Genomic DNA, 22,902 nt, shown 5'->3' with positions numbered 1-22,902 from the left:
TCAGTCGGGGAGTTACTTGTCGGTCACCCAGGTAAGCGCGGCCCCGCGGCCCCGGGCGCGGCGGGCGCCGCCCCCCCCGCGGGCAGCCAACACCGTCGGCCGCTCCGTGTCGAGGCCTTGGAAGCTCTGCCCCGCAACAGGTGTCGACAGCGGGGCACGGAACCCGCGAACAGCCCCCCATCGTCACCGTGCGTTGATCACGGTGTCACCGATCGTCGTCGAACCGGCTCCCGGCAGTTCACCCGGACGGCCCAGCGGCACCCCGCCCCCGCGCCGCCGGACCACCGGGTCGCCGACCCGTCGGACACGGCTGGCACAGTCCGCGCCATGGACGTGCCCGCACTGCTGACCGGACTGCTGCTCGGCCTCCTGGCCGGGGTGGTGGCCGGGGTCCTGCTCGCGCGCTGGGTCCAGCGCACCCGGACCGGCCCGGAGACCACCGCCCTGCGGACCGAGCGCGACCTGCTGCGCGCCCGGGTCGGCGAGCTCGAGGACCGCGTGCGCGCCGGGCACGAGCTGACCGCCACCGTGACCCCCGTCGCCGCGACGCTCCAGCGCGTCGAGGCCCAGGTCGCCGCCCTCGAGCGCGACCGCGTCCAGCAGTACGCCCGGCTCACCGAGCAGCTGCGCACCGTCGCCGAGGGCACCGACGCCCTGCGCGACCAGACGGCCACGCTGGCCGGGGCGCTGCGCGCCTCCAGCTCGCGCGGGTCCTGGGGCGAGGTCCAGCTGCGCCGCGTCGTCGAGCACGCCGGGATGCTCGACCGCGTCGACTTCGCCGAGCAGTCCTCCCTGACGACCCGCGCCGGGCGCGCCGTGCGCCCGGACCTGGTGGTCAACCTGCCCGGCGGCAAGCACGTCGTCGTCGACGCCAAGGCCCCGCTGGCCGCGTTCCTGCGCGCCGGGGAGGCCCCCGACGACGGCGAGCGCCGCCGCGAGCTGCTGGCGCACGCGCGCGCCGTGCGCGGCCACGTCGACGGCCTGGCCGCCAAGGAGTACCCCAGCGCCGTCGAGGACTCCCCCGACGTCGTCGTCTGCTTCGTCCCCGGCGAGGCGTTCCTCGCCGCGGCCTGCCAGGCCGACCCCGCGCTGCTGGAGCACGCCATGTCCCGGCGGGTGGTGCTGGCCACCCCCACGACGCTGCTGGCGCTGCTGCGCACGGTGGCCCTGACCTGGCAGCAGGACGCCGTCGCGGGCAACGCGCGGGAGCTGTTCGAGGTGGGCCGGGAGCTGTACGAGCGGCTCGGCACCCTCGGCGGGCACACGGCCTCCCTCGGCCGGACCCTGCACCGCGCGGTCGAGGACTACAACCGCTTCGTGGGGACGCTGGAACGGCGCGTCCTGGTCTCGGCGCGCCGCATCCGCGACCTCGACCTCGCCGACGACGAGCTGCCCGTGCTGCAGCCCGTCGACGACGCCGTCCGCCCCCTGACCGCGCCCGAGCTGCTGGGGGACCCGGCCGCGGACGGCCCGGCGGCAGCGCTCAGACGGGAGTGACCGGCAGCGTCCGGCGGCCCCCGGCGGCGGCCTTGAGGTCGCGGCGCAGGTCGGTGGGCAGCGCGAACTGCAGGTCCTCCAGCGCCGTCGTGACCTCCTCGACCGCGCCGTAGCCGCGCTCGGCCAGGTGGTCCAGGACCTCCTCGACGAGCACCTCCGGCACCGAGGCGCCCGAGGTCAGCCCGACCGTCGTGACCCCCTCGAACCACGCCGGGTCGATCTCGCCGGCGTTGTCGACGCGGTGCGCCGCCCGGGCGCCGGCGTCGAGGGCGACCTCGGCCAGGCGGACCGAGTTCGAGGAGTTGGCGCTGCCCACGACGATGACCAGGTCGGCCTCCGGGGCGATCTTCTTGATCGCGACCTGCCGGTTGGAGGTGGCGTAGCAGATGTCGTCGCTCGGCGGGTCCTGCAGGTTCGGGAACCGCTGCCGCAGCCGGCGCACCGTCTCCATCGTCTCGTCGACGCTCAGCGTCGTCTGCGACAGCCAGACGAGGTTGTCGGGGTCCTTGACCTCGACGCGGTCGGCGGCGTCGGGGTCGTCCACGACCGTGATGTGGTCCGGCGCCTCCCCCGCGGTGCCCTCGACCTCCTCGTGGCCGGTGTGGCCGATGAGCAGGATCTCCATGTCCTGCTTCGCGAACCGGACGGCCTCCTTGTGGACCTTCGTGACCAGCGGGCACGTCGCGTCGATCGTCTGCAGCGACCGGGCCGCGGCCGCCTCGCGGACGGCCGGGCTGACGCCGTGCGCGGAGAAGACCAGGTGCGCGCCCTCGGGCACGGCGTCGGTCTCGTCGACGAAGACCGCCCCGCGCGCCTGCAGCGTCCGGACCACGTGCTTGTTGTGGACGATCTCCTTGCGCACGTAGACCGGCGCGCCGTACAGGTCCAGCGCCTTCTCCACCGCGACGACCGCGCGGTCCACCCCGGCGCAGTAGCCGCGGGGGGCGGCGAGCAGGACGCGCTTGCCGCCGTCCCAGGCCGCCCGCCCCGTCGGGGCCGTCAGCAGCGAGGTGTCGTTGCAGTCGTCCGTCACGGGCTCGGTCAGGCTCTGGGTCACGCCCCCCATGGTAAGTCGGCGCTCGCGGGGGGCCGGGGTGAGCGGTGTGGAGGTCCCGGCTGGGAGGATGCGCACGTGCCCGCCGACCCGCCGCCGCGCCGCCCCACCACCGCCGGGGGGACGACGGCCGAGAACCCGTGGCCGGTGCGGCTGCTCGCGGCCAAGATGGACGCCTACATCGCGAAGATGCCGTGGACCTGGGTCGAGGGCCAGGTCGTGCAGGTCAACGACCGCCCCGGCTCCTCCGTCGTGTTCGTCACCCTGCGCGACGCCGACACCGACATGTCCCTGCCCGTCACCATCGCCCGCCGGGTCCTGACCCGGCTGCGCGAGGCGCTGCCCGACGGCCTGGCCCACGGCACCCGCGTCGTCGTGCACGCCAAGCCGGAGTTCTTCGCCAAGCGGGGCTCGCTGAGCCTGGCCGCCGACGACGTGCGGCCCGTCGGGGTCGGCGAGCTGCTGGCCCGCCTGGAGCACCTCAAGCGCGTCCTGCGCAGCGAGGGGCTGTTCGACGCCGACCGCAAGCGCCCGCTGCCGTTCCTGCCGCACACCGTGGGGCTGGTCTGCGGCCGCGCCTCGGCCGCCGAGCGCGACGTCGTCGAGAACGCGCGGGTCCGCTGGCCCGCGGTGCGCTTCGAGGTCCGCGAGGTCGCCGTGCAGGGGCCGAACGCGGTCACCGAGGTCGGCGCGGCCCTGGCCGAGCTCGACGCCGACCCCCGGGTCGAGGTCGTCGTCATCGCCCGCGGCGGCGGCAGCGTGGAGGACCTGCTGCCCTTCAGCAACGAGGCCCTCGTGCGCGCCGTCGCGCACGCCCGCACCCCCGTCGTCTCGGCCATCGGCCACGAGGTCGACTCCCCGCTGCTGGACCTGGTCGCCGACGTGCGGGCCTCGACCCCGACCGACGCGGCCCGGCTCGTCGTCCCCGACGTCGCCGAGGAGCTCGCCGGGGTCGGGCAGCTGCGCTCGCGGGCCCGGCGGGCCGTCACCGGCCGCCTCGACCGGGAGGAGCACGCCCTCGCGGCGCTGCGCAGCCGGCCCGTGCTGGCCGCCCCGCACGTCCTGCTCGACACCCGCGCCGCCGAGGTCGACGGCCTGCGCGAGCGGGCCCGGCGCGCGGTGGGGCACCGGCTCGACCGGGCCGCGGTCGACGTCGACCACCTGCGCACCAGCGTCCGCGCCCTGTCGCCGCGCTCCACGCTGCTGCGCGGGTACGCCGTCGTCCAGCGCGCCGACGGCTCGCTGGTGCGCGACCCCGCCGACGCCCCCGACGGCACCCGGCTGCGGATCCGGCTGCCCGACGGGGAGGTCGCGGCCACCGCTGGGTAGCGTCTGCGGCGTGCCGGACGAACCCACCGCCCCCGCCGACCTCAGCTACGAGCAGGCCCGCGACGAGCTCGTCGACGTGGTGCGCCGGCTGGAGACCGGCGGGACGGGCCTGGAGGAGGCGCTGGCGCTGTGGGAGCGCGGCGAGGCGCTCGCCGACCGGTGCCGGCAGTGGCTCGACGGGGCCCAGGCCCGCCTCGACGCCGTCCAGGGCGAGGACGCCGCCGGGGACCCCGCCGAGGACCCCGCCGGCTGAGGGGCCTCAGGCCCGCGCGCCCCAGGGCGTCCCGGCCGCCGCCCAGCCGGCCAGCGCGGCCTCGACGAGCTCGGTGAGCACCTCGTACCCGCCCTCGCCGGTCACCAGCAGCGTCTGGCCGTCCTGGGTGCGCACCAGGCTGTACCGCCGGCGGTCCGGCTGCAGGTACCGCTCCCAGACCTGACCGTCGATCGTCTGCTCGCCGTCGGCGTCCCCGCTCTGCGTCTGGGCGCGCAGCCACGTCCGGGTCGTGTCCCGCGCGGTCTCCAGGGCCAGGTAGTCGCCGTCGTCGGAGCGGTAGCCGACGTGCCAGGTGACGACGCCGTCGGTGGAGCGGTTCACGTTGGCCGACGTCGCCGTCCAGCCCTGCGGCCCCTGCGGGACGACGGGGGCGAACGGCAGGCTCGCCTGCGCGCCCGAGGCGGCGTTGCCCACGTCCACCGCGGGCTGCTCGATGGCGTTGGGCCGCGGCAGCAGGAGCACGACGACCGCCACCATCGCCAGGATCAGGGCCATCGACAGGACCATCGACCGCACGTTCCCGCCGGAGTGCCGGCCGCGGGGCACCCCGCGCGGGTCCTCCCCGGAGGCGCTCGCGGGAGTGGTGTCGGGGGAACTACCGGTCGTGCTCACGCCCCCATGGTGACGGATAGAGTCGGCAGCCGACGACGACCGTCGCCGGCGGCCCGCCCGGGGGCACCGGATCCCGTGATGCCGACCCCCGTGTCCGCGACGCCAGGAGGCCCACCCGTGTCCCACACCTCCCACCCCACGTCCCTGCCCCCGGCGCTGGCCGTCGGGGACGAGGCCCCCGACCGCAACCTCGCCATGGAACTGGTCCGGGTGACCGAGGCCGCCGCCATGGCCGGCGGCCGCTGGGTCGGGCGCGGTGACAAGAACAAGGCCGACGGCGCCGCCGTCAACGCCATGCGCACCCTCATCGGCACCGTCAGCATGAACGGCACCGTCGTCATCGGCGAGGGCGAGAAGGACAACGCCCCCATGCTGTTCAACGGCGAGCGCGTCGGGGACGGCAACGGCGCCGAGTGCGACGTCGCGGTGGACCCCATCGACGGGACCACCCTCACCGCCCGCGGCATGCCGAACGCCGTCGCGGTCCTGGCCGTCGCCGAGCGCGGCACCATGTACGACCCCTCCGCCGTGTTCTACATGGACAAGCTCGCGGTCGGGCCCGAGGGCGCCGACGTCGTCGACATCCGCCTGCCGGTGCGCGAGAACATCCGCAAGCTCGCCAAGGCCAAGAAGCGCTGGGTCGAGGACGTCACCGTCTGCATCCTGGACCGCCCCCGCCACGCCCAGCTGGCCCAGGAGGTCCGCGACGCCGGGGCCCGCATCAAGTTCATCTCCGACGGCGACGTCGCCGGCGCGGTGATGGCCGCGCGCGAGGGCACCGGCGTGGACCTGCTGCTGGGCGTCGGCGGCACCCCCGAGGGCATCATCACCGCCTGCGCGATGCACTGCCTGGGCGGCACCATCCAGGGCCGGCTGTGGCCGCGCGACGACGACGAGAAGCAGAAGGCGATCGACGCCGGCCACGACCTCGACGCCGTCCTGGACACCGAGGCCCTCGTGGCCAGCGACAACGTCTACTTCGTCGTGACCGGCATCACCGACGGTGAGCTGGTCCACGGGGTCCGCTACCTCGGCGACACCGTGACCACCTCCAGCATCGTCATGCGCAGCAAGTCCGGCACCATCCGCAAGGTCGAGAGCGAGCACCGCCTCTCGAAGCTGCAGGCGTACTCGGCGATCGACTTCACCGGGCCGCGCTGATGGCGGCGCCGTCCACCCCCCGCAGCGTCGTGGTCGGCGAGGCGCTCGTCGACGTCGTGCACCGCGCCGGCGGCGGTCCCGCCGCGGAGCACCCGGGCGGGTCCCCGCTGAACGTCGCCCACGGCCTGGGCCGGCTGGGGCACGACGTCGCGCTGCTGACCCGCCTGGGCGACGACGCCCACGGGCGGCTGCTGCGCGGGCACCTGGACGCCGGTGGCGTGCGGCTGCTGCCCGGTGCGGTGGACGGCGACCCGACGTCGGTGGCGCGTGCCGAGATCGACGCCGAGGGCAAGGCGACCTACGAGTTCGACCTCGTCTGGCGCCTGCCGGAGGTCGCGCTGCCCCCGGACGTCGCGCTCGTGCACACCGGCTCGATCGGGGCGGCGGTCGACCCCGGGGCGCGGACGGCGCTGGAGGTCCTGCGCTCGGTGCGCGGGCGGGCCACGACGAGCTACGACCCGAACGTGCGGCCGGCGTTCTTCACGTCCCCGGCGGCCGCGCTGGCGCGGGTCGAGGAGTTCGTGGCGGCCGCCGACGTCGTGAAGGCCTCCGACGAGGACCTCGACTGGCTGCTGCCGGGTGAGGACGTGGAGGCGGTCGCGCGGCGGTGGCAGGCCCTGGGCCCGGCGCTGGTCGTCGTGACCCGCGGCAGCCGGGGCGCCGTCGCGGTCTCGGGGGCGGGCACGCTGCACGTCCCGGCCCCGCGGGTCGACGTCGTGGACACCGTGGGCGCCGGGGACGCGTTCATGTCGGGGCTGCTGCACGCCCTGGCCGAGCACGACCTGCTCGGCGCCGCGGCGCTGCCGCGGTTGCGCCACCTCGACCTGCGCACGTTCGAGGCCCTCGTGGGCACGGCGATCCGGTCGGCGTCCATCACGTGCTCGCGGGCCGGGGCGAACCCGCCGACGCGCGCCGAGCTCGACGGCTGAGGGCCCTCAGCCCCGGCGGCGCCCGAACCGGGGGCGTCGCGGGGCGGGTGGGCGCGGGGGCGTCGCGGCGGCGCGGCGGCGGGTGAGCCCGTCGCGCAGCCGCTCGACGGCGCCGCTGACGGACTCGAAGGACCGGTCGAGGCGCTCGTGGCGGCGGATCTCGTCGCGGTAGGTGCGGCGGAACAGGCTCAGCCGGTCCACGAGCGCGGGCAGCAGGTCCTGCCCGGCGGGGGTCAGCACCAGGCGGACGGTGTGGCGGGCGACCGGTTCGAGCCGCTTCTTGTAGGCCTCGTCCCCGCGCAGCAGGTCCAGCTCGCGGTACCCGGAGACGATCGCGCGGCGGCGCAGCCGCAGCAGCAGCAGGGTGCCCGGGCCCGTGCCGGCGTACCGGGCGCGGTAGCTCTGGACGTAGCCGTGCAGGGCGCGGGGGCCGGCGAGGCAGAACGCGTAGGCGACGAGCTCGCCGTCGACGCGCAACCCGGACAGCTGGACGGTCCCCGGCGGGGAGGTCCACAGCACCTCGGTCAGCGTGCGCCCCGACGCCCCGCGCCAGGGCCGGCGGCGGCGGTCGGCGTGCGGGTGGGCGTCGTCGACCTCGGCGAGCTCGGTGACGAGCTCCTCGAGCCGGTCGGCGGCGGCCTCGGGGTCGTGCCGGCGCAGCTCGGCCAGGCCGGCGAGCAGGTCGTCGGCCACGACGAGCTCACCGAGCTCGGCCAGCCGTCGCCACTGCCGCCGCTCCTCGTGCCGCGCGTGCCGGCCCAGGCCGGCGTCGTGCTCCTCGACGGTGGCCGGCAGCGGGACGGCCCGGACGGTGGCCTGCGGCAGCGTGCGGACGGCGTACCGGCGGTGGTGGGCCCACCGGGTGACGAGCTCGACCTGCTCCCCGGCGGCCGGTACCTGCTCGAGGTCGAGCACCGCGCCGGGGACCTCGCGCAGCGCGCCGTCGAGGACGGCCGCGACGAGGCGGGCCGCGGGGACGTCGGCGTCCGGGTCGGCCAGGACGCCGGCGTAGTCGCTGCCGCCGGCACCGAGGAAGGTCAGCAGCGGCCGGGGTCCGCCGCCGAGCAGGGCGAAGGCGCCGAGGGCGAGCAGCCGCCCGTCGCGGCGGACCGACACGAGCAGCGGCTCACCGGCCCCGAGGTGGGTGTGCACGGCGCGCAGCCAGTCGGGCCCGGTGAAGGGCGGCTGCCCGGCGCGGGCGGCCAGGGCCCGCCACTCCGGCACGGGGGCGTTGTCGAGGTCGCGGCGGGCGGTGACCGACAGCCCGTGGGAGGGGTCGAGGACCAGGACGAGGTCGCTGCCGGGGGTGGAGGTGGTCTCGGGAGGCGACGCGAGGTCCGTCACCGTCCACCACCCTCCGCGCTCAGGGCCCGCCCGTGTGGAGGACCCGTGCGCGCACCTTAGCCCCGCTCCCCGACACGGACGCGGAACCTCCTCACGCGTCGCCGGACTATCGACGCAGCGTCATGGAGCACTCACTCAGCGCCGGGATCGGGGGTGGCCCGGCGCAGCCGGCCCCTGCCCGGGACCGGCTGCGCGGCCCGTCCGGACCCCCCTCCGGACGGCTCGGGCGGGCGTCAGGAACCGGCGTGCGCCGGGGTCCGGCCCGCGCTGCCCTGGGCCCGCTCCAGCGACCGCCGGCGCAGCATCTCCGACTGCTCGCCGATCTTGCGGGCCTTGTCCTCGTCGCGGGTCAGGTTGGCGCCCGTGCCCGGGTCGAACACGTGCATCCGCTTCGGGTCGAACCACAGGTGCGCGGTGTCGCCGTCGCGCACCCCGCTCATCGCGTCCAGCGTCACGACGAGCTGCGAGCGCATGCTCTCCCCGTCCAGCTCGCGGTCCAGCTCGGCCAGCTGCTGCCGCGTCTCCTGCGCCGCCTCGAACGGGATGTAGGCGTACAGCTCGTTGCCCAGCCACTCGGTGACGTCGACCTGGGCCTGGAACGTGACCGCCCCGGCGGGGGCGTCGGTGACGTCGGCGTCGTCGAAGTGCTCGGGCCGGACCCCCACGATGAGCAGCTTGCCCTCGTGCTCGGCGCCCACGACCTCGGGCCGGGGCACCTCGCAGAACGGCAGCTGGAGCCGGTCACCGGCCACCCGGGCGGGCAGGAAGTTCATCGGCGGCGAGCCGATGAACCCGGCCACGAACAGGTTGACGGGCTGTTCGTACAGCTCCCGCGGGCTCGCGACCTGCTGCAGGATCCCCTTGCGCAGGACCGCGACCCGGTCCCCCAGGGTCATCGCCTCGGTCTGGTCGTGGGTGACGTACAGGGTCGTCGTCGCCAGCGAGCGCTGCATCCGGGCGATCTCGGTGCGCATCTGCCCGCGCAGCTTGGCGTCGAGGTTCGACAGCGGCTCGTCGAACAGGAACGCCTTGGCGTCGCGCACGATCGCCCGGCCCATCGCCACCCGCTGGCGCTGGCCGCCGGACAGGTTCGCCGGCTTGCGGTCCAGGTGCTCGTTGAGCTCCAGCATGTCCGCCGCGCGCTGCACCCGCTCGCGGATCTCGCTCTCGGGCACCTTGGAGTGGTTCAGCCGCAGCGGGAAGGCGATGTTCTCCCCCACCGTCAGGTGCGGGTAGAGGGCGTAGTTCTGGAACACCATCGCCAGGTCGCGGTCGCGGGGGGCCAGGTCGTTCACCCGCTTGCCGTCGATGAGCAGGTCCCCGGAGGTGATGTCCTCCAGCCCCACGACCATCCGCAGCAGCGTCGACTTCCCGCAGCCCGAGGGGCCGACGAGGATGACGAACTCGCCGTCGGCGATGTCGAGGCTGACGTCGTTCACCGCGGGGAAACCGTCACCGTACTGCTTGACGATGTTCTTCAGTTCGATGCGCGCCATCTGCGATCAACCCTTCACTGCGCCGTTGGTGAGGCCCGCGACGATGCGGCGCTGGAACACGAGCGCCAGGAGCACGACGGGGATGGTGACGATGACGGCGGCCGCCGAGATGGCGCCCGTCGGCTGGACGAAGTAGCTGGACCCGGTGAAGCTCGACAGCGCCGCCGGGACCGGCTGCGCGTCCGACGTCGAGGTCAGCGAGATGCCGAAGACGAAGTCGTTCCACGCGATGAAGAACGCGATGATCGCGGTGGTGAACACCCCGGGGGCGGCGAGCGGGACGATGACCTTGCGGAACGCCTGCCAGCTCGTCGCCCCGTCGACCTGCGCGGCCTGCTCCATGTCCCACGGGATGCCGCGGAAGAACGCCGACATCGTCCAGATCGAGATCGGCAGGGTCAGGGCCAGGTACGGGATGATCAGCCCCGGGATCGTGTCGTACAGCCCGATCTGGCGCCACGCGTTGAACAGCGGCGTCACCATCGTGATGACCGGGAACACCGCGACGGCCAGCGCGCTGGTCAGCACGACCCGCTTGCCGGGGAAGTCCAGCCGCGCGATCGCGTACGCCGCGAACATGGCCAGCACCACCGCGATGAACGTCGCGACCAGGCACGTGATGATCGAGTTGCGCAGCGCCGGCAGGAACAGGTTCGACCCGTTCCCGTTGAAGATGCCGTCGTAGTTCGCCCAGGTCGCGGTGGTCGGGAAGAACGTCTTCTCCGCCAGCGCCCCCTCGGACTTGAAGCTCATCGAGACGATGTACACCACCGGCACGATCGCGTACAGGACGATGACCGCGGCACCGACGTACCAGCCGATCTTCTCCTTCGTGGACATCGCACCCATCAGCCTTCACCTCTCGCCCGGGCCAGGTCGACCTTGAACACCTTGATGGCGATGAAGCAGATCGCCAGCACGCACACGAACAGCAGCACCGAGACCGCCGACCCCAGCCCGATCTCCAGCCGGGAGATCGTCTGGTTGTACGCCAGCGAGGAGACCGTCTCGGTCCCCGCGGCGCCGTTGGTCATGATGTAGACGTTGTCGAAGATGCGGAAGGCGTCGAGGGCGCGGAACAGCAGCGCCACCATGATCGACGCCTTCATGTTCGGCAGCGTCACCTTCCACAGCCGCTCCCACGCCGTCGCGCCGTCGACCCTGGCCGCCTCGGTCATGTCCGAGGGGACCTGCGCCAGACCGGCGAGCAGCAGCAGGGAGATGAACGGCGTGGTCTTCCAGATCTCCGAGAGGCAGATGACCGCCAGCGCGCTCCACTTGTTCGCGAAGACGTCGTAGTCGCCCAGCCCCAGGACGCTGTTCATGAAACCGGTCGTCAGGCCGAACGCGTACTGCCAGGCGTAGGCCGAGACGACCGTGATGATGGCGTACGGGATGAGGATCGCCGTGCGCACGATGGGCCGCAGCCAGCCGAGCACCTTGTGCATGACCATCGCCAGGGCGAAACCGATGACCAGCTCGACGGCGACCGTGACGAGGGTGATGAGGGCGGTGTTCCCCAGCGCCCGCCACCACAACCCGTCGGACAGGATGACGCCGTAGTTGCGCAGGCCGATGAACTCCCGGTCGGCCGGTGCGGTCAGCCGGAAGCTGAACAGCGACTCGTACAGGGCCTGCAGGATCGGGTACCCGGTGACGGCGACCAGGATGACGAACGCGGGCCCGGCGAGGTACCAGCCGAGGCGGGCCTCGGCGCGGGACTTGTCGGTCTTGCGGGGCTTGCCCGAGACCCGCTTGGTGACCGTGACCCCACCGGTCGAGCGGGTTTCCGTCTGTTGGCTCACAACAGTTTCTCCCCTCGGAGGACCTCGCCGATGTACTCCTGCGAGGCGGCCGGTGTGGACTCCGAGACGTTCGACACCGGCTGCCACTGGTCGGCGATGCCCTGGCTGACCTCGTTGTAGTACGCCGTCTGCGGTCGCGGCGACGCGGCCTGCAGCGACGTGCGGATGGTGTCGTACATGGGGTACGCCTCCTGCACGGCCGGGTCGTCGTAGACGGCCTCGCTGGCGGCGGGGTTGCCGTCGGAGACCATGTACGCGGCCTGGTTCTCCGCCGACACGATGCAGCTGACGGCTTCGAACGCGGCGTCCTTGTGCTCGCTGAAGGCGCTCACGCCGATGTCGATGCCGCCCAGCGGCGGGGCCGCGGGGTCGGTGTCGTTCATCGCCGGGTAGGTCGTCCAGCCGTAGTCGTCGAAGACCGCCTGGTCCATCGTGCCCTCCTCGGCCGCGGACTTGCCCTGGGCGTAGACGAACGGCCAGTTCACCATGAACGCCGCGCCGCCCTGCTGGAACAGGTTCGCCGTCGCCGCCTCGTCGCGGTTGTCGATGCCCGGCCCGCCCACCCCGGCGGCGGTGATGCCCCGCATCACCTCCGCCGCGGCCCGGCCGGCGTCGCTGTCCAGGCCGAGCCGGATGTCGGGCCCCTTGGCGTCGGGGTTCTCGATGACCTCACCGCCGGCGGAGGCGATCATCGCGTTGACCCACACGGTCATGGACTCCGCGCGCTGCCCCTGCACGCCGATCGCGCTGCCCTGGGCCTTCGCGGCCTCGATGAGCTGCTGCCAGGTGACGGGGCGGGTCATGTCCAGCCCGGCCGCCTCGGCGACCGACTTGCGGTACCACAGCAGCTGCGTGTTCGCCCAGAACGGGGCGGTCACCAGCTCGCCCTTCCAGCTGGCCCCCTGGACGGCGCCGTCGACGACGCCCTCGGTCCACCGCTGCTGCAGGTCGGCGGGGACCGGGGCGAGGAAGCCGGCCTCGGAGGTCTCCGGCACGAACACCGGGTCCAGGCTCATGAGGTCGATCGAGGTGTCGTTGCCGGCCAGGCGGCGCATCAGCTGCTCACGCTGGGCGGCGGCGTCGCTGGGCAGGATGGAGACCTCGATGTCGTACGCGCCGTTCGAGGCCGCGCTGCACTTCTCGGCGATCGTCTGCTGACCGCCGTTGTCGGGGTTGACGTACCAGTTGAGCGTCGGGGTGCCCGACGCGGTGCTCGATCCTCCACAGGCCGTCAGTCCCCCGGCGAGCACCGTCGCCGCGCTCAGGATCCCCAGCCACGTGCGCCTTCGGCCAGCCACAGCCCCTCCTTGGACGTGTCCGTCTGTTGCTGTGGGGCATGCCTACACCGGTCGTTCACACGCCGCACCCCGGGGCGGGGCGCGCCCGGAGATCGTGAGCTGTCCGTGATCCAGGACACCGGTGGCCGCTGCGGGGACCCCGCCTTGGCAGGATGGGGGCATGGCCAGTGAAGCCCCCGCGCAGGAGTTCCGCATCGAGCACGACACCATGGGGGAGGTCAAGGTCCCCGCCGCCGCGAAGTACCGCGCGCAGACGCAGCGGGCCGTGGAGAACTTCCCGATCTCCGGCACCCCGCTGGAGCGCGCCCACATCGAGGCGCTCGCCCGCATCAAGAAGGCCGCCGCCCTGGCCAACGCCGAGCTCGGCGTGCTGGAGCGCGACCTCGCCCAGGCCGTCGCCGACGCCGCCGAGGAGGTCGCGACCGGCCGCTGGGACGCCGAGTTCCCCGTCGACATCTTCCAGACCGGCTCGGGCACCAGCTCCAACATGAACGCCAACGAGGTCATCGCGACGCTGGCGACGGAGCGGCTGGGCTCCCCCGTCCACCCCAACGACCACGTCAACGCCTCCCAGTCCTCCAACGACGTCTTCCCCACCTCGGTCCACGTCGCCGCGACCTCGGCCGTGATCAACGACCTCGTCCCGGCGCTGAAGCACCTCGAGGCGGCCCTGCGCCGCAAGGCGACCGAGTGGGCGCAGGTCGTGAAGTCCGGCCGCACCCACCTCATGGACGCCACCCCCGTGACGCTGGGCCAGGAGTTCGCCGGGTACGCCCAGCAGCTCACCCGCGGCATCGAGCGCGTCGAGGCGACCGTGGTGCGGGTGGCCGAGGTCCCGCTGGGCGGCACCGCCACCGGCACCGGCATCAACACCCCGCCCGGCTTCCCGCAGCGCGTCATCGAGCTGCTCGCGGCCGACACCGGCCTGCCGCTGACCGAGGCCGCCGACCACTTCGAGGCCCAGGGCGCCCGCGACGCGCTCGTGGAGCTGTCCGGGGCGCTGAAGGTCGTCGCCGTCAGCCTCACCAAGGTCTGCAACGACCTGCGCTGGATGGGCTCGGGCCCGCGCACCGGGCTCGGCGAGCTGCGGCTGCCGGACCTGCAGCCGGGGTCGTCGATCATGCCGGGCAAGGTCAACCCCGTCGTCCCCGAGGCCGTCCTCATGGTCGCCGCGCAGGTCGTCGGCAACGACGCGACCGTCGCCTGGGCCGGGGCCAGCGGCTCCTTCGAGCTGAACGTGCAGATCCCCGTCATGGCCCGCAACGTGCTGGAGTCGGCCCGGCTGCTGGGCAACGCCTCCCGGCTGCTGGCCGACCGCACCGTCGACGGCCTGGAGGCCGACGTCGAGGCGTGCCGCCGGTTCGCGGAGTCCTCCCCCTCGATCGTGACCCCGCTGAACCGCGTCATCGGCTACGAGGCCGCCGCGAAGGTCGCCAAGCACGCCGTGGCGACCGGCTCCACGGTGCGCGAGGCCGTGGTGGACCTCGGGTTCGTCGAGCGCGGGGAGGTCAGCGAGGAGCAGCTGGACGCCGCGCTCGACGTGATGTCCATGACCCACCCCTGACCCACCCCGGCCGGAGACTGTCCCGGTGGCCACCCACCTGCTGCTCGTCCTCGTGGGCGCCCTGGCCCTCACCATCGTCTCCGTGCGCCGCGGCCGGCAGCCCCCGCTGGTGCTCGCGGTCTGCGGGGCCCTGGTGTCCTTCGTCCCGGGTCTGCCCCGCCTGGAGCTGCCGCCCGACGTCATCCTGTCCGTGGTGCTGCCGCCGCTGCTCTTCTCCACGACCGCGGGGTTCTCCTGGCGCGGGTTCCTGCGCCGCTGGCGCTCCATCACGGACCTGGGGGTCCTCCTCGTCGTCGTGACCACCGCCGTCGTGGGCGCGGTCGCGGCCTACGCGGTGCCCTGGCTCGGCCTGGGCACCGCCCTCGTGCTGGCCGCGGTCGTCTCGCCCCCCGACGCGGTCACGGCGGTGGCGATCGGGGGCCGGCTCGGGCTGCCGACCCGGGTGCTGACGACCCTCAAGGGCGAGAGCCTGGTCAACGACGCGGCCGCGCTGACGCTCTTCTCCACGGCGACCGCCGCGGTGGCCGGCACGGAGACCCTCGTCGATGACCCGGTGCTGTTCTTCGCCGTCGAGGCCGTCGGCGGGATCCTGGTGGGAGCGGTCCTGGGCCGTCTGGTGCACCTGGTGCGGACCCGCCTGCGCAACCCGGCGAACATGACGGCGCTGGCCGTGCTGACCCCCTTCACGGCGTACGCGCTCGCCGAGGCGCTGGAGACCTCCGGGGTGCTCGCGGTGGTCGCCGCCGGTTTCGCCCTGTCCCGCCGCTCGGTGCGCACCGTCTACGCCACCCGCATCGCCGAGCGGGAGGTGTGGAACCTGCTGGACGTGCTCCTGGAGGCGTTCGTGTTCGCCTACCTGGGGTTGCAGTTCAGCTTCCTGCTCGAGGACGCCCTGGCGGAGGGGACCCGGCCCGCGGAGCTGCTGGGGGCCGGCCTGGTCGTGCTCGCCGCGGTCGTCCTGGTCCGGGTGGCGTGGGTCCTGGGGGGCGGCGTGCTCATGCGCCGGGTCCTGCGGGGGCGCTTCTCCCCCGGCGGGCGCCACTTCACGCTCCGCGAGGACGTGGTCATCGCGTGGACCGGCATGCGGGGCGTGGTGACGCTGGCCGCGGCGGCGGGCATCCCCGCCACGACGAGCAGCGGGGAGCCCTTCCCGCACCGCGCCGACCTTCAGGTGCTGGCCTTCGCGGTCGCGGTGGGCACGCTGCTGCTGCAGGGGGCCACGCTGCCGGCGCTCATCCGGCGGCTGCACCTGGAGGCGCCGGAGGAGCGCGAGTGGCTCGACGCGCAGCGCCGCCTGGCGCGGGAGCTGTCCTGGAGCACCGGGCGCGCGGAGCTGCGGGCGGCGCACGACGAGGCCGACGACCCGGTGCAGCGCCACGTCGCGGAGCTCGTCCTGCGGCGCGCGGAGCAGCTGGCGGCGCTGCGCTCGGCCGACGACGCCGAGCAGGAGGCGGCGTCCGCGGGCCGGCGGGCGGCGGAGACGGGCGTCGCGTTGCGGCGCAGGATGATCCGCGCCCAGCGGGCGGCCCTGGTCGCCGCCCAGGAGGACGGGCGGATCGCCGAGGAGGCCGTCGGGGAGACGCTGGAGCAGCTGGACCTCGACGAGGCGGCGCTGTCGCACCGCAGCTCACCGCGGCTGTGAGGGGTGGTCCCCCCGCAGGACGACGCAGGGCGCCGCCCCCCTCACGGGGTGCGGCGCCCTGGGTACGGGTGCGGCAGGCTCAGCGCGAGTAGTACTCGACGACGAGCTGCTCGTCGCAGGTCACGGGGATCTGCTCGCGGACCGGGAGGGCGTTCACCGTGGCGGTGAGGTCCTCGCGCTCCACCGAGAGCCAGCCCGGGATCTCGTTGTCGCTCCAGCCGCCCTCGCGGGCGACGATGAACGGCGTCTTGGCCTTCGAGCGAGGGGCGACCTCGACGGTCTGGCCGGGGACGACGCGGAACGACGGGCGGTCGACGCGACGGCCGTCGACGACGATGTGGCGGTGCACGACCATCTGGCGAGCCTGGTAGATGGTCCGCGCGAAGCCGGCACGCCAGACGACGGCGTCCAGACGCGTCTCGAGCAGCTGCACCAGGTTCTGACCGGTCTTGCCAGGCTTGCGCTTGGCGAGGTCGTAGGCGCGACGCAGCTGCGTCTCGCTCACGTCGTACTGGTAGCGCAGACGCTGCTTCTCGCGCAGCTGCGTCGCGTAGTCCGACGCCTTCTTCTGCTTGCGGCCGTGCATGCCCGGCGGGTACGGGCGACGGTCCATGAAGCGGGCGGCCTTCGGCGTGAGGGCCACCCCGAGCGCGCGGCTGATGCGCACCTTGGGTCGGGCGTTGTTCATTCCACTCTCCTGATCGTAAGGTGAGCCTAGCCAAAGTCGAGAAGTCCTCGACCGGCCAGGACGATCGCGCCCCGAGGAGGCACTGTGAACCACCGGATCCGGGGGATCCAGCGGACCACGGCACCGGACCACCAGCCGATTGCCGGGGATTCGGAGCGCACCGTCTCCAACCTTACGGCCTCCGGCGGGGTGCCCGTGACCACCCGTCCCAGCCCCGCCCAGTGGGCCCGCACCCTCGCGGTGGGCACGGTGACGGGGACCCTGCACCTGCCCCGGGCCGCCCGGCCCTGCCCGCACCACGGCGGGCAGGACGCCCCCGGCGACGCCGACGACGTCTTCGCCGTGGCGACCCCGCAGCGGCGCGCCCGCACCGCCCCCTCGCCCACCGAGGCCTTCCCCGTGCAGCACCTCACCGACTCCTGGGGCGGGCTGCTGCTGCTGCTGGAGGACGACTCCCCGCTGCACCGGCGCCTGCAGGAGCTGGAGGGCGACGCCCGCTGGAGCGGGGTCCCGGCCGTCCTGGACGTCCTGGACGTCCCGCCCGGGCAGGCCGTCCTGCCCCGGGCCCGGCTGTGCGTCACCGGCTGGGTGGAGTCGATCCTGCCCGCCGACCAGCGCCGCGTCGCCCAGACCGCGGCCGCCGTCCGGCCCCTGGGCGCCCTGCTCGACGTCGGCACCACGCGCCGGATCTGGCGGCTGGAGGTCGCCGACGTGCGCGTCACCACCGCCGGCGGGGTGCACCTGCTGGAGGACGAGGAGTTCACCACCGCGGTCCCCGACCCGCTCTACGACGACGAGGACGGCATCGTCGCCCACCTGGAGGCCAACCACCGCGACGCCCTCATCGGCTGGGTGCTGGGCGAGCTGCCCGAGGAGCAGGCGCGCGAGACGCGCGAGGTCGCCGTGGTCGGCGCCGACCGCTTCGGCCTGGACGTCCTGGTGACGATCGGCGGCGGCACCCGGACGCTGCGGGCGACGTTCGCCGAGCCGGTCAGGCACGAGCACGACGTCGTGCGCGCGCTGTGCCGGCTGTTCAGCTGCCCTTGCGGCGGAACGGGTTCGACGCACCGGGGCGCGTGACCCGACCGGGTCGCGCGCTCGGCGCGGCCCTCAGTACCAGTTGTGCGCCCTCGAGTGCGACCAGGCGCTGCACGGGCTGCCGTAGCGGTTCTCGACGTAGTCCAGCCCCCAGGTGATCTGGGTGACCGGGTTGGTCTCCCAGTCGGCCCCGGCGGAGGACATCTTGCTGCCGGGCAGCGCCTGCGGGATGCCGTAGGCGCTGGAGCTGGGGTTGTCGGCCCGGTAGTCCCAGCCGCTCTCCTTGGTCCACAGGGAGTCCAGGCAGGAGAACTGGGAGTCGTCCCAGCCCCGGTCGGCGACCATGATCCGGGCGATGCCCTTCGGGTCGCGCTGGGCGTTGCGGGTGGCCTCGGCGGCGGCCTGCTGACGGGCCTCCTCGGCCAGCCGCGCGGCCTCGGCGGCGGCGGCCGCCTCCGCGGCGGCCCGCTCGGCGGCGACGCGCTGGTCGCTGGCCGCGCGGACCGCGGCCTCCTCGAACCAGGCGTCCGACGTCGTCGCCCGGCGCTCGGCCTGGGCGGAGAGCAGGAGGCGGTCGGGCACCGCGGCCTCGGCCTCGGGGGCGGGCCCGGAGGTCAGGGCGGCACCGGCGAGGACGGACGCCGAGACGGCGATGACGCCGGGGGCGGCGATCCAGGCGAAGCGGCGGCGCGGGCGGCGCGGCGTGGTGGTGGTCGCGGGAGTGGTCGCGGGGTTGGTGGTGTCGTCCGGGGACGCGGTGGGGCGGTGGGGCGGCAAGCCGGGCCTTCCGACGTTCTCCCGGCTCACGCCCGGTCGATCTGTCCACCCGCCGCCGGGTCCCGGCGTCCCGTCCGGGGACGCCGCCGTGAGGCCCGTCCGACCCGTCGGCCCCGTCGTGCGGCCCGTCGGTCGGCGTCGTCGCCGGTCCCCGGGTGACCGGGCCGGTGACGGCTGCGAGGTGCTGTCGTCCGACGACGCTGCCCCGACGACCGGGTTCCGGGCAAACCACGATCACCCGTTTCGTCACGCTCAGGTCACAGATGAGCGACGCTCCGTCGACCTTTGTGGAACATCTCACACCCGGGCGCACCCCAGGAGAGGTTTGGACGCCGCCAGGACGCGTCCGGTTCCGGACCCAGGACCTTCCCTGTGCCCGGAACCACGCGCCTCAGCGGCCCCTCCCGCCTCGAATCACGCCCTCGTCACGCCCCGAAGTCGGCCAGCAGCTCGGTGACCAGCGCCGCGACCGGCGAGCGCTCCGAGCGCGTCAGCGTCACGTGCGCGAACAGGGGGTGCCCCTTGAGCGCCTCCACGACCGCCGCGACCCCGTCGTGCCGGCCCACCCGCAGGTTGTCCCGCTGGGCGACGTCGTGGGTCAGGACCACCTTGGAGTTCTGCCCGATCCGCGACAGCACCGTCAGCAGCACGTTGCGCTCCAGCGACTGCGCCTCGTCCACCACGACGAACGAGTCGTGCAGCGACCGGCCGCGGATGTGCGTCAGCGGCAGCACCTCCAGCATCCCGCGGGCGAAGACCTCCTCGACGACCTTCGGGTCCACGACGGCCTCCAGGGTGTCGAACACCGCCTGCCCCCAGGGCCCCATCTTCTCGGCCTCGGTCCCCGGCAGGTAGCCCAGCTCCTGACCGCCCACCGCGTACAACGGCCGGAACACCACGATCTTGCGGTGCTCGCGGCGCTCCATGACCGCCTCCAGCCCCGCCGCGAGCGCCAGCGCCGACTTCCCCGTCCCGGCCCGGCCGCCCAGGGAGACGATGCTGACCGTCGAGTCCATCAGCGCGTCCAGGGCGATGCGCTGCTCGGCCGAGCGGCCGCGCACCCCGAACGCCTCCCGGTCGCCCTTGACGACCCGCAACTGCTTGTCGGCACCGACCCGGCCCAGCGCGTGCCCGCGCGGGGACGACAGCACGACCCCGGTGTTCACCGGCAGGTCGCGCACCTCGGGGGTGTCCAGCGTGCCCTCCTCGTACAGGCCCGCGACCTCCTCGGCGGTCGCGGTCAGCTCCACCACGCCCGTCCAGCCGGAGTCGGGGGCCAGCTCGGCGCGGTACTCGTCGGCCGTCAGGCCGATCGCGGACGCCTTCACCCGCAGCGGCACGTCCTTGGACACCACGGTCACCGCGTGGCCCTCGTCGGCGAGGTTGCGGGCCACGGCCAGGATGCGGGTGTCACCGGCCGTGGCGAGCGGGCCGCCGCGCAGCGACGACGGCAGCCCGCCGGTGTCGGAGTGGTTCAGCTCCACCCGCAGCGTCCCGCCGCTGTCCCCGATGGGCATCGGGGCGTCGAGCCGGCCGTGCTCGACGCGCAGGTCGTCGAGGCGGCGCAGCGCCTCCCGGGCGAAGTAGCCCAGCTCGGGGTGGTGCCGCTTGCCCTCCAGCTCGCTGACCACGACGAGCGGCAGCACCACGTCGTGCTCGGCGAAGCGGACCAGGGCACCGGGGTCGGACAGCAGGACGGAGGTGTCCAGGACGAAGGTCTGTCGGTCGGGGTCGGGCTGCACGGCTCCCGCACGGGCGGGGGTGTTCGGCGCGGCGGGGCTGGGGTTGGTGACCACGAACGTCTCCCGTTCTCGGGAGCCCGGAGCGCGTCCACGCCCGGACCCCCCTCAGCGGCGGCGGACCGGGACCTCAGGTCACCCTGCGGGCGACCCGGGACCGGGCCCCCCTGCTGCGCTGGACAGCACGCACGGCGACCTCCCGAGGCGGGGGGCGGACGCTCCCCGTCTGCTGCCGACGCTATCGGCCGGACGGCCGTGGCGGACGAGGAACACGCGGCCCGCTGTGACGAGTGGGTGACATCCCGGTGAACCGGGCCGGCGGCGCGGGTTCAGGCGCCGTAGCGCCGCTCCCGGGCCGCGTACGAGCGCAGCGCCCGCAGGAAGTCCACCTTGCGGAAGTCCGGCCACAGCACCTCGGTGAAGAAGAACTCCGAGTGCGCGCTCTGCCACAGCAGGAACCCCGACAGCCGCTGCTCCCCCGAGGTCCGGATGACCAGGTCGGGGTCCGGCTGGCCCTTGGTGTAGAGGTGGTCGGCGATGTGCTCGACGTCGAGGACCTCGGCCAGGTCCTCCATCGAAGTGCCCCGCGCGGCGTGCTCGCGCAGCAGGGAGCGGACCGCCGCGGCGATCTCCTGGCGGCCGCCGTACCCGATGGCGACGTTGACGACGCCCGTGGTGAGGTGGGCGGTCTGCTCGGCCAGGGCCCGCAGGTGCGCGGCGCTGGGCTCGGGCAGCAGGTCCAGGGAACCGACCGGGTGGACCTTCCAGCGCTTCGTGGCCGCGACCCGGGCCACGGCGTCCTGGACGATGGCGATGAGCGGTTCGAGCTCGTCGGGCGACCGGTTCAGGTTGTCGGTCGAGAGCAGGTACAGGGTGACGACCTCGATGCCCTCGTCGGCGCACCAGCCCATGACCTCGACGACCTTGTCCGCGCCCGCGCGGTGACCGTGCGAGCTGGGCGCCCCGAACGCCTTGGCCCACCGGCGGTTGCCGTCGAGGATGATGCCCACGTGGCGGGGCAGCACGTCCGGGTCCAGCGACCGTTCCAGCCGCCGCCCGTACGCGCCGTAGAGGAGATCGCGGAGGCCCATCGGCGCTCACCGTATACCCGGGCGGCACCGGGCCCCGCTACCGCGCCGCACCCTCGCCGGACCCGCGCACCACCCTCACGGGCGAGCCGTCCTTGACCGGTTGCGCGCGCCACCATACGGTCGCGCCACGGTGACGAGGACGTCACCGGCGGATGGCCGCGCCGTCGCGGCCCGTCGCATCGGAGATGCAGAGTGGATCGCAGCACCACGTCCCGTCGTTCCATCCTCAGCCTGGCCCTGGCCGCGCCCCTGGCCGTCCCGGCGCTCGCCGCGTGCGGGGGCTCCTCCGGGCCGGGGCAGGCCGCCGAGGGCGGCGCCAGCATCTGGATCCTCACCGGTCAGCCCGCCGAGGGCATCCGCACCGACTCCATCGACGCCTTCAACGAGGCGAACCCGGACAGCGAGCTGGCCGTCTCCTCGTTCCAGAACGACGCGTTCAAGGCGAAGATCAAGACCGCCATCGGCGCCGGGGAGGCGCCGACGATCATCTGGACCTGGGGTGGCGGGGGCCTGCGCAACTACGTCGAGAACGGCCAGGTCGAGGACCTCACGTCCTTCTTCGAGGAGACGCCGGACCTGAAGGGGAAGCTGTTCGAGAGCGCCTTCGGCGCCGCCACCGTCGACGGCAAGGTCTACGCGGTGCCCTGCGAGGACGTCTCGCCGATCGTCCTCTTCTACAACAAGCGGGTCTTCGAGAAGGTCGGCGCGCAGCCCCCCACCACCTGGGCGGAGGTCATGGAACTGGTGCCGGTGTTCAACGCCGCCGGCATCGCCCCCTTCTCCCTGGGCGGGCAGTCGCGCTGGACGAACATGATGTGGCTGGAGTTCCTCTACGACCGCATCGGCGGCCCCGAGGTCTTCCAGGCCGTCTTCGACGGCCAGCCGGACGCCTGGTCGCACCCGGCCTCCATCGAGGCGCTGACCCAGCTGCAGGACCTCGTGCGCGCCGACGGCTTCGTCAAGGGCTTCGCCTCCATCACCGCGGACTCCAACGCCGACCAGGCGCTGCTGTACACCGACAAGGCCGCGATGATGGTCCACGGCACCTGGACGTACGGGAGCATGAAGTCCGACGGCGGCGACTTCGTCACCGGCGGGCACCTGGGCTGGATGAACTTCCCGCCCGTGGAGGGCGGGACGGGCGACCCGAGCAACACCGTCGGCAACCCCTCGGCCTACTACGCGCTGTCCTCCAAGGCCACCGAGGAGGAGAAGGCGGCCGCCAAGAAGTACTTCGCCGAGGGCCTGAACACCGACGCGACGACGAAGGCGTGGATCTCGGTGGGCTCGGTGCCGATCGTCAAGGGCTCCGACAGCCAGTTCTCCTCCTCCGAGGACGCCGAGTGGCTGCAGTTCGTCTACGACGTGTCCAGCGGCGCGGCCACCTTCACCCAGTCCTGGGACCAGGCGCTGTCGCCCACGGCGGCCGAGGCGCTGCTGGACAACATCGAGAAGCTGTTCGGCCTCTCGATCACGCCGCAGGAGTTCGCCGACGCCATGAACGCGGTCATCGGCTCCTGAACGGCACGGCGCCCGGGGTGGGCGGGGCGCCCCGGGCGCCCCG

Annotated in this window: 20 protein-coding genes; 9 read left to right on the top strand and 11 right to left on the bottom strand. The window is 73.9% G+C overall.

All coding sequences use genetic code 11. The features are described from left to right. Nucleotides 1-327: 327 nt before the first annotated feature. Complete coding sequence (locus ACRYRX_RS21615; RefSeq protein WP_432515210.1) at nt 328-1,497, top strand: DNA recombination protein RmuC; 1,170 nt, start codon at nt 328-330, stop codon at nt 1,495-1,497. Here ACRYRX_RS21615 and ACRYRX_RS21610 read toward each other — a convergent pair. After that, complete coding sequence (locus tag ACRYRX_RS21610; protein ID WP_432515209.1) at nt 1,484-2,563, bottom strand: 4-hydroxy-3-methylbut-2-enyl diphosphate reductase; 1,080 nt, start codon at nt 2,561-2,563, stop codon at nt 1,484-1,486. The two genes, ACRYRX_RS21615 and ACRYRX_RS21610, sit on opposite strands and share 14 nt — an antisense overlap. A 66-nt stretch (nt 2,564-2,629) precedes the next feature. Here ACRYRX_RS21610 and xseA point away from each other — a divergent pair, with 66 nt between their 5' ends. Both xseA and ACRYRX_RS21600 read left to right on the top strand, forming a co-directional pair. After that, nucleotides 2,630-3,880, top strand: a complete 1,251-nt coding sequence (gene xseA / locus ACRYRX_RS21605) for an exodeoxyribonuclease VII large subunit (protein WP_432515208.1) — start codon at nt 2,630-2,632, stop codon at nt 3,878-3,880. A gap of 10 nt (nt 3,881-3,890) precedes the next feature. After that, complete coding sequence (locus tag ACRYRX_RS21600; protein WP_432515207.1) at nt 3,891-4,133, top strand: exodeoxyribonuclease VII small subunit; 243 nt, start codon at nt 3,891-3,893, stop codon at nt 4,131-4,133. Between the two features lie 6 nt (nt 4,134-4,139). Here the strand turns inward: ACRYRX_RS21600 and ACRYRX_RS21595 are convergent, their stop codons facing one another. Then, complete coding sequence (locus tag ACRYRX_RS21595; protein WP_432515206.1) at nt 4,140-4,766, bottom strand: DUF4245 domain-containing protein; 627 nt, start codon at nt 4,764-4,766, stop codon at nt 4,140-4,142. A 195-nt stretch (nt 4,767-4,961) separates the two neighbouring features. On the opposite strand from ACRYRX_RS21595, the gene glpX reads away from it, so the two are divergent. Together glpX and ACRYRX_RS21585 are read left to right on the top strand one after the other, a co-directional pair. Further along, nucleotides 4,962-5,927: a class II fructose-bisphosphatase gene (glpX, locus tag ACRYRX_RS21590; RefSeq protein WP_432515213.1), complete on the top strand. Its 966-nt coding sequence runs from the start codon at nt 4,962-4,964 to the stop codon at nt 5,925-5,927. Further along, the gene (locus tag ACRYRX_RS21585; RefSeq protein ID WP_432515204.1) at nt 5,927-6,856 is read left to right on the top strand and encodes a carbohydrate kinase family protein; all 930 of its coding nucleotides are present in this window, start codon (nt 5,927-5,929) and stop codon (nt 6,854-6,856) included. The genes glpX and ACRYRX_RS21585 overlap by 1 nt, the downstream gene beginning before the upstream one ends. A gap of 6 nt (nt 6,857-6,862) precedes the next feature. Here the strand turns inward: ACRYRX_RS21585 and ACRYRX_RS21580 are convergent, their stop codons facing one another. The 5 genes from ACRYRX_RS21580 to ACRYRX_RS21560 all read right to left on the bottom strand — a co-directional run bounded on the left by ACRYRX_RS21580 (nt 6,863) and on the right by ACRYRX_RS21560 (nt 12,799). Further along, a complete protein-coding gene (locus ACRYRX_RS21580) occupies nt 6,863-8,200 on the bottom strand; it encodes a GNAT family N-acetyltransferase (RefSeq protein WP_432515203.1) in 1,338 nt (445 codons plus the stop codon). Between the two features lie 233 nt (nt 8,201-8,433). After that, nucleotides 8,434-9,696, bottom strand: a complete 1,263-nt coding sequence (locus ACRYRX_RS21575) for an ABC transporter ATP-binding protein (protein WP_432515202.1) — start codon at nt 9,694-9,696, stop codon at nt 8,434-8,436. Nucleotides 9,697-9,702: 6 nt separating this feature from the next. After that, the gene (locus tag ACRYRX_RS21570; RefSeq protein ID WP_432515212.1) at nt 9,703-10,536 is read right to left on the bottom strand and encodes a carbohydrate ABC transporter permease; all 834 of its coding nucleotides are present in this window, start codon (nt 10,534-10,536) and stop codon (nt 9,703-9,705) included. An 8-nt stretch (nt 10,537-10,544) separates the two neighbouring features. Next, the gene (locus ACRYRX_RS21565) at nt 10,545-11,501 is read right to left on the bottom strand and encodes a carbohydrate ABC transporter permease (protein WP_432515201.1); all 957 of its coding nucleotides are present in this window, start codon (nt 11,499-11,501) and stop codon (nt 10,545-10,547) included. Next, complete coding sequence (locus ACRYRX_RS21560; RefSeq protein ID WP_432515200.1) at nt 11,498-12,799, bottom strand: extracellular solute-binding protein; 1,302 nt, start codon at nt 12,797-12,799, stop codon at nt 11,498-11,500. The genes ACRYRX_RS21565 and ACRYRX_RS21560 overlap by 4 nt, the downstream gene beginning before the upstream one ends. A 160-nt stretch (nt 12,800-12,959) precedes the next feature. On the opposite strand from ACRYRX_RS21560, the gene ACRYRX_RS21555 reads away from it, so the two are divergent. Together ACRYRX_RS21555 and ACRYRX_RS21550 are read left to right on the top strand one after the other, a co-directional pair. Beyond that, entirely contained in the window at nt 12,960-14,363 is a 1,404-nt protein-coding gene (locus ACRYRX_RS21555; protein ID WP_432515198.1) for a class II fumarate hydratase, read from the top strand. 25 nt (nt 14,364-14,388) lie between these two features. Beyond that, complete coding sequence (locus tag ACRYRX_RS21550) at nt 14,389-16,005, top strand: Na+/H+ antiporter (protein WP_432515196.1); 1,617 nt, start codon at nt 14,389-14,391, stop codon at nt 16,003-16,005. 79 nt (nt 16,006-16,084) lie between these two features. Here ACRYRX_RS21550 and rpsD read toward each other — a convergent pair whose 3' ends face one another. Further along, complete coding sequence (gene rpsD / locus ACRYRX_RS21545; RefSeq protein WP_106210408.1) at nt 16,085-16,693, bottom strand: 30S ribosomal protein S4; 609 nt, start codon at nt 16,691-16,693, stop codon at nt 16,085-16,087. A 195-nt stretch (nt 16,694-16,888) separates the two neighbouring features. Between rpsD and ACRYRX_RS21540 the strand changes: the two genes are divergently transcribed. Further along, nucleotides 16,889-17,773 carry a DUF2470 domain-containing protein gene (locus tag ACRYRX_RS21540; RefSeq protein WP_432515195.1) on the top strand — a complete coding sequence of 295 codons (885 nt, stop codon included), beginning with the start codon at nt 16,889-16,891 and terminating at the stop codon, nt 17,771-17,773. 30 nt (nt 17,774-17,803) lie between these two features. Here the strand turns inward: ACRYRX_RS21540 and ACRYRX_RS21535 are convergent, their stop codons facing one another. The 3 genes from ACRYRX_RS21535 to ACRYRX_RS21525 all read right to left on the bottom strand — a co-directional run bounded on the left by ACRYRX_RS21535 (nt 17,804) and on the right by ACRYRX_RS21525 (nt 21,338). Continuing rightward, nucleotides 17,804-18,508, bottom strand: a complete 705-nt coding sequence (locus tag ACRYRX_RS21535; RefSeq protein ID WP_432515194.1) for an aggregation-promoting factor C-terminal-like domain-containing protein — start codon at nt 18,506-18,508, stop codon at nt 17,804-17,806. A gap of 425 nt (nt 18,509-18,933) precedes the next feature. Beyond that, nucleotides 18,934-20,250, bottom strand: coding sequence for a PhoH family protein (locus ACRYRX_RS21530; RefSeq protein WP_432515211.1), 1,317 nt, complete (start codon nt 20,248-20,250; stop codon nt 18,934-18,936). A gap of 326 nt (nt 20,251-20,576) precedes the next feature. Then, entirely contained in the window at nt 20,577-21,338 is a 762-nt protein-coding gene (locus ACRYRX_RS21525; RefSeq protein WP_432515193.1) for an isoprenyl transferase, read from the bottom strand. A gap of 192 nt (nt 21,339-21,530) precedes the next feature. On the opposite strand from ACRYRX_RS21525, the gene ACRYRX_RS21520 reads away from it, so the two are divergent. After that, nucleotides 21,531-22,859 carry an extracellular solute-binding protein gene (locus ACRYRX_RS21520; RefSeq protein ID WP_432515192.1) on the top strand — a complete coding sequence of 443 codons (1,329 nt, stop codon included), beginning with the start codon at nt 21,531-21,533 and terminating at the stop codon, nt 22,857-22,859. Nucleotides 22,860-22,902 lie beyond the last annotated feature (43 nt).

Source organism: Kineococcus lubricus (genome assembly GCF_050871965.1).
GTDB lineage: Bacteria > Actinomycetota > Actinomycetes > Actinomycetales > Kineococcaceae > Kineococcus.
The sequence above is the reverse complement of the archived record's forward strand: the minus strand, read 5'-3'. Positions and strand labels throughout refer to the sequence as shown.

Excerpts from the sequence above, each read along its gene's own strand:
- ACRYRX_RS21615 (WP_432515210.1), top strand. The coding sequence starts at position 328 with ATGGACGTGCCCGCACTGCTGACCGGACTGCTGCTCGGCCTCCTGGCC.
- ACRYRX_RS21610 (WP_432515209.1), bottom strand. The coding sequence starts at position 2,563 with ATGGGGGGCGTGACCCAGAGCCTGACCGAGCCCGTGACGGACGACTGC.
- glpX (WP_432515213.1), top strand. The coding sequence starts at position 4,962 with ATGGAACTGGTCCGGGTGACCGAGGCCGCCGCCATGGCCGGCGGCCGC.
- ACRYRX_RS21585 (WP_432515204.1), top strand. The coding sequence starts at position 5,927 with ATGGCGGCGCCGTCCACCCCCCGCAGCGTCGTGGTCGGCGAGGCGCTC.
- ACRYRX_RS21575 (WP_432515202.1), bottom strand. The coding sequence starts at position 9,696 with ATGGCGCGCATCGAACTGAAGAACATCGTCAAGCAGTACGGTGACGGT.
- ACRYRX_RS21570 (WP_432515212.1), bottom strand. The coding sequence starts at position 10,536 with ATGTCCACGAAGGAGAAGATCGGCTGGTACGTCGGTGCCGCGGTCATC.
- ACRYRX_RS21555 (WP_432515198.1), top strand. The coding sequence starts at position 12,960 with ATGGCCAGTGAAGCCCCCGCGCAGGAGTTCCGCATCGAGCACGACACC.
- rpsD (WP_106210408.1), bottom strand. The coding sequence starts at position 16,693 with ATGAACAACGCCCGACCCAAGGTGCGCATCAGCCGCGCGCTCGGGGTG.
- ACRYRX_RS21525 (WP_432515193.1), bottom strand. The coding sequence starts at position 21,338 with ATGGGCCTCCGCGATCTCCTCTACGGCGCGTACGGGCGGCGGCTGGAA.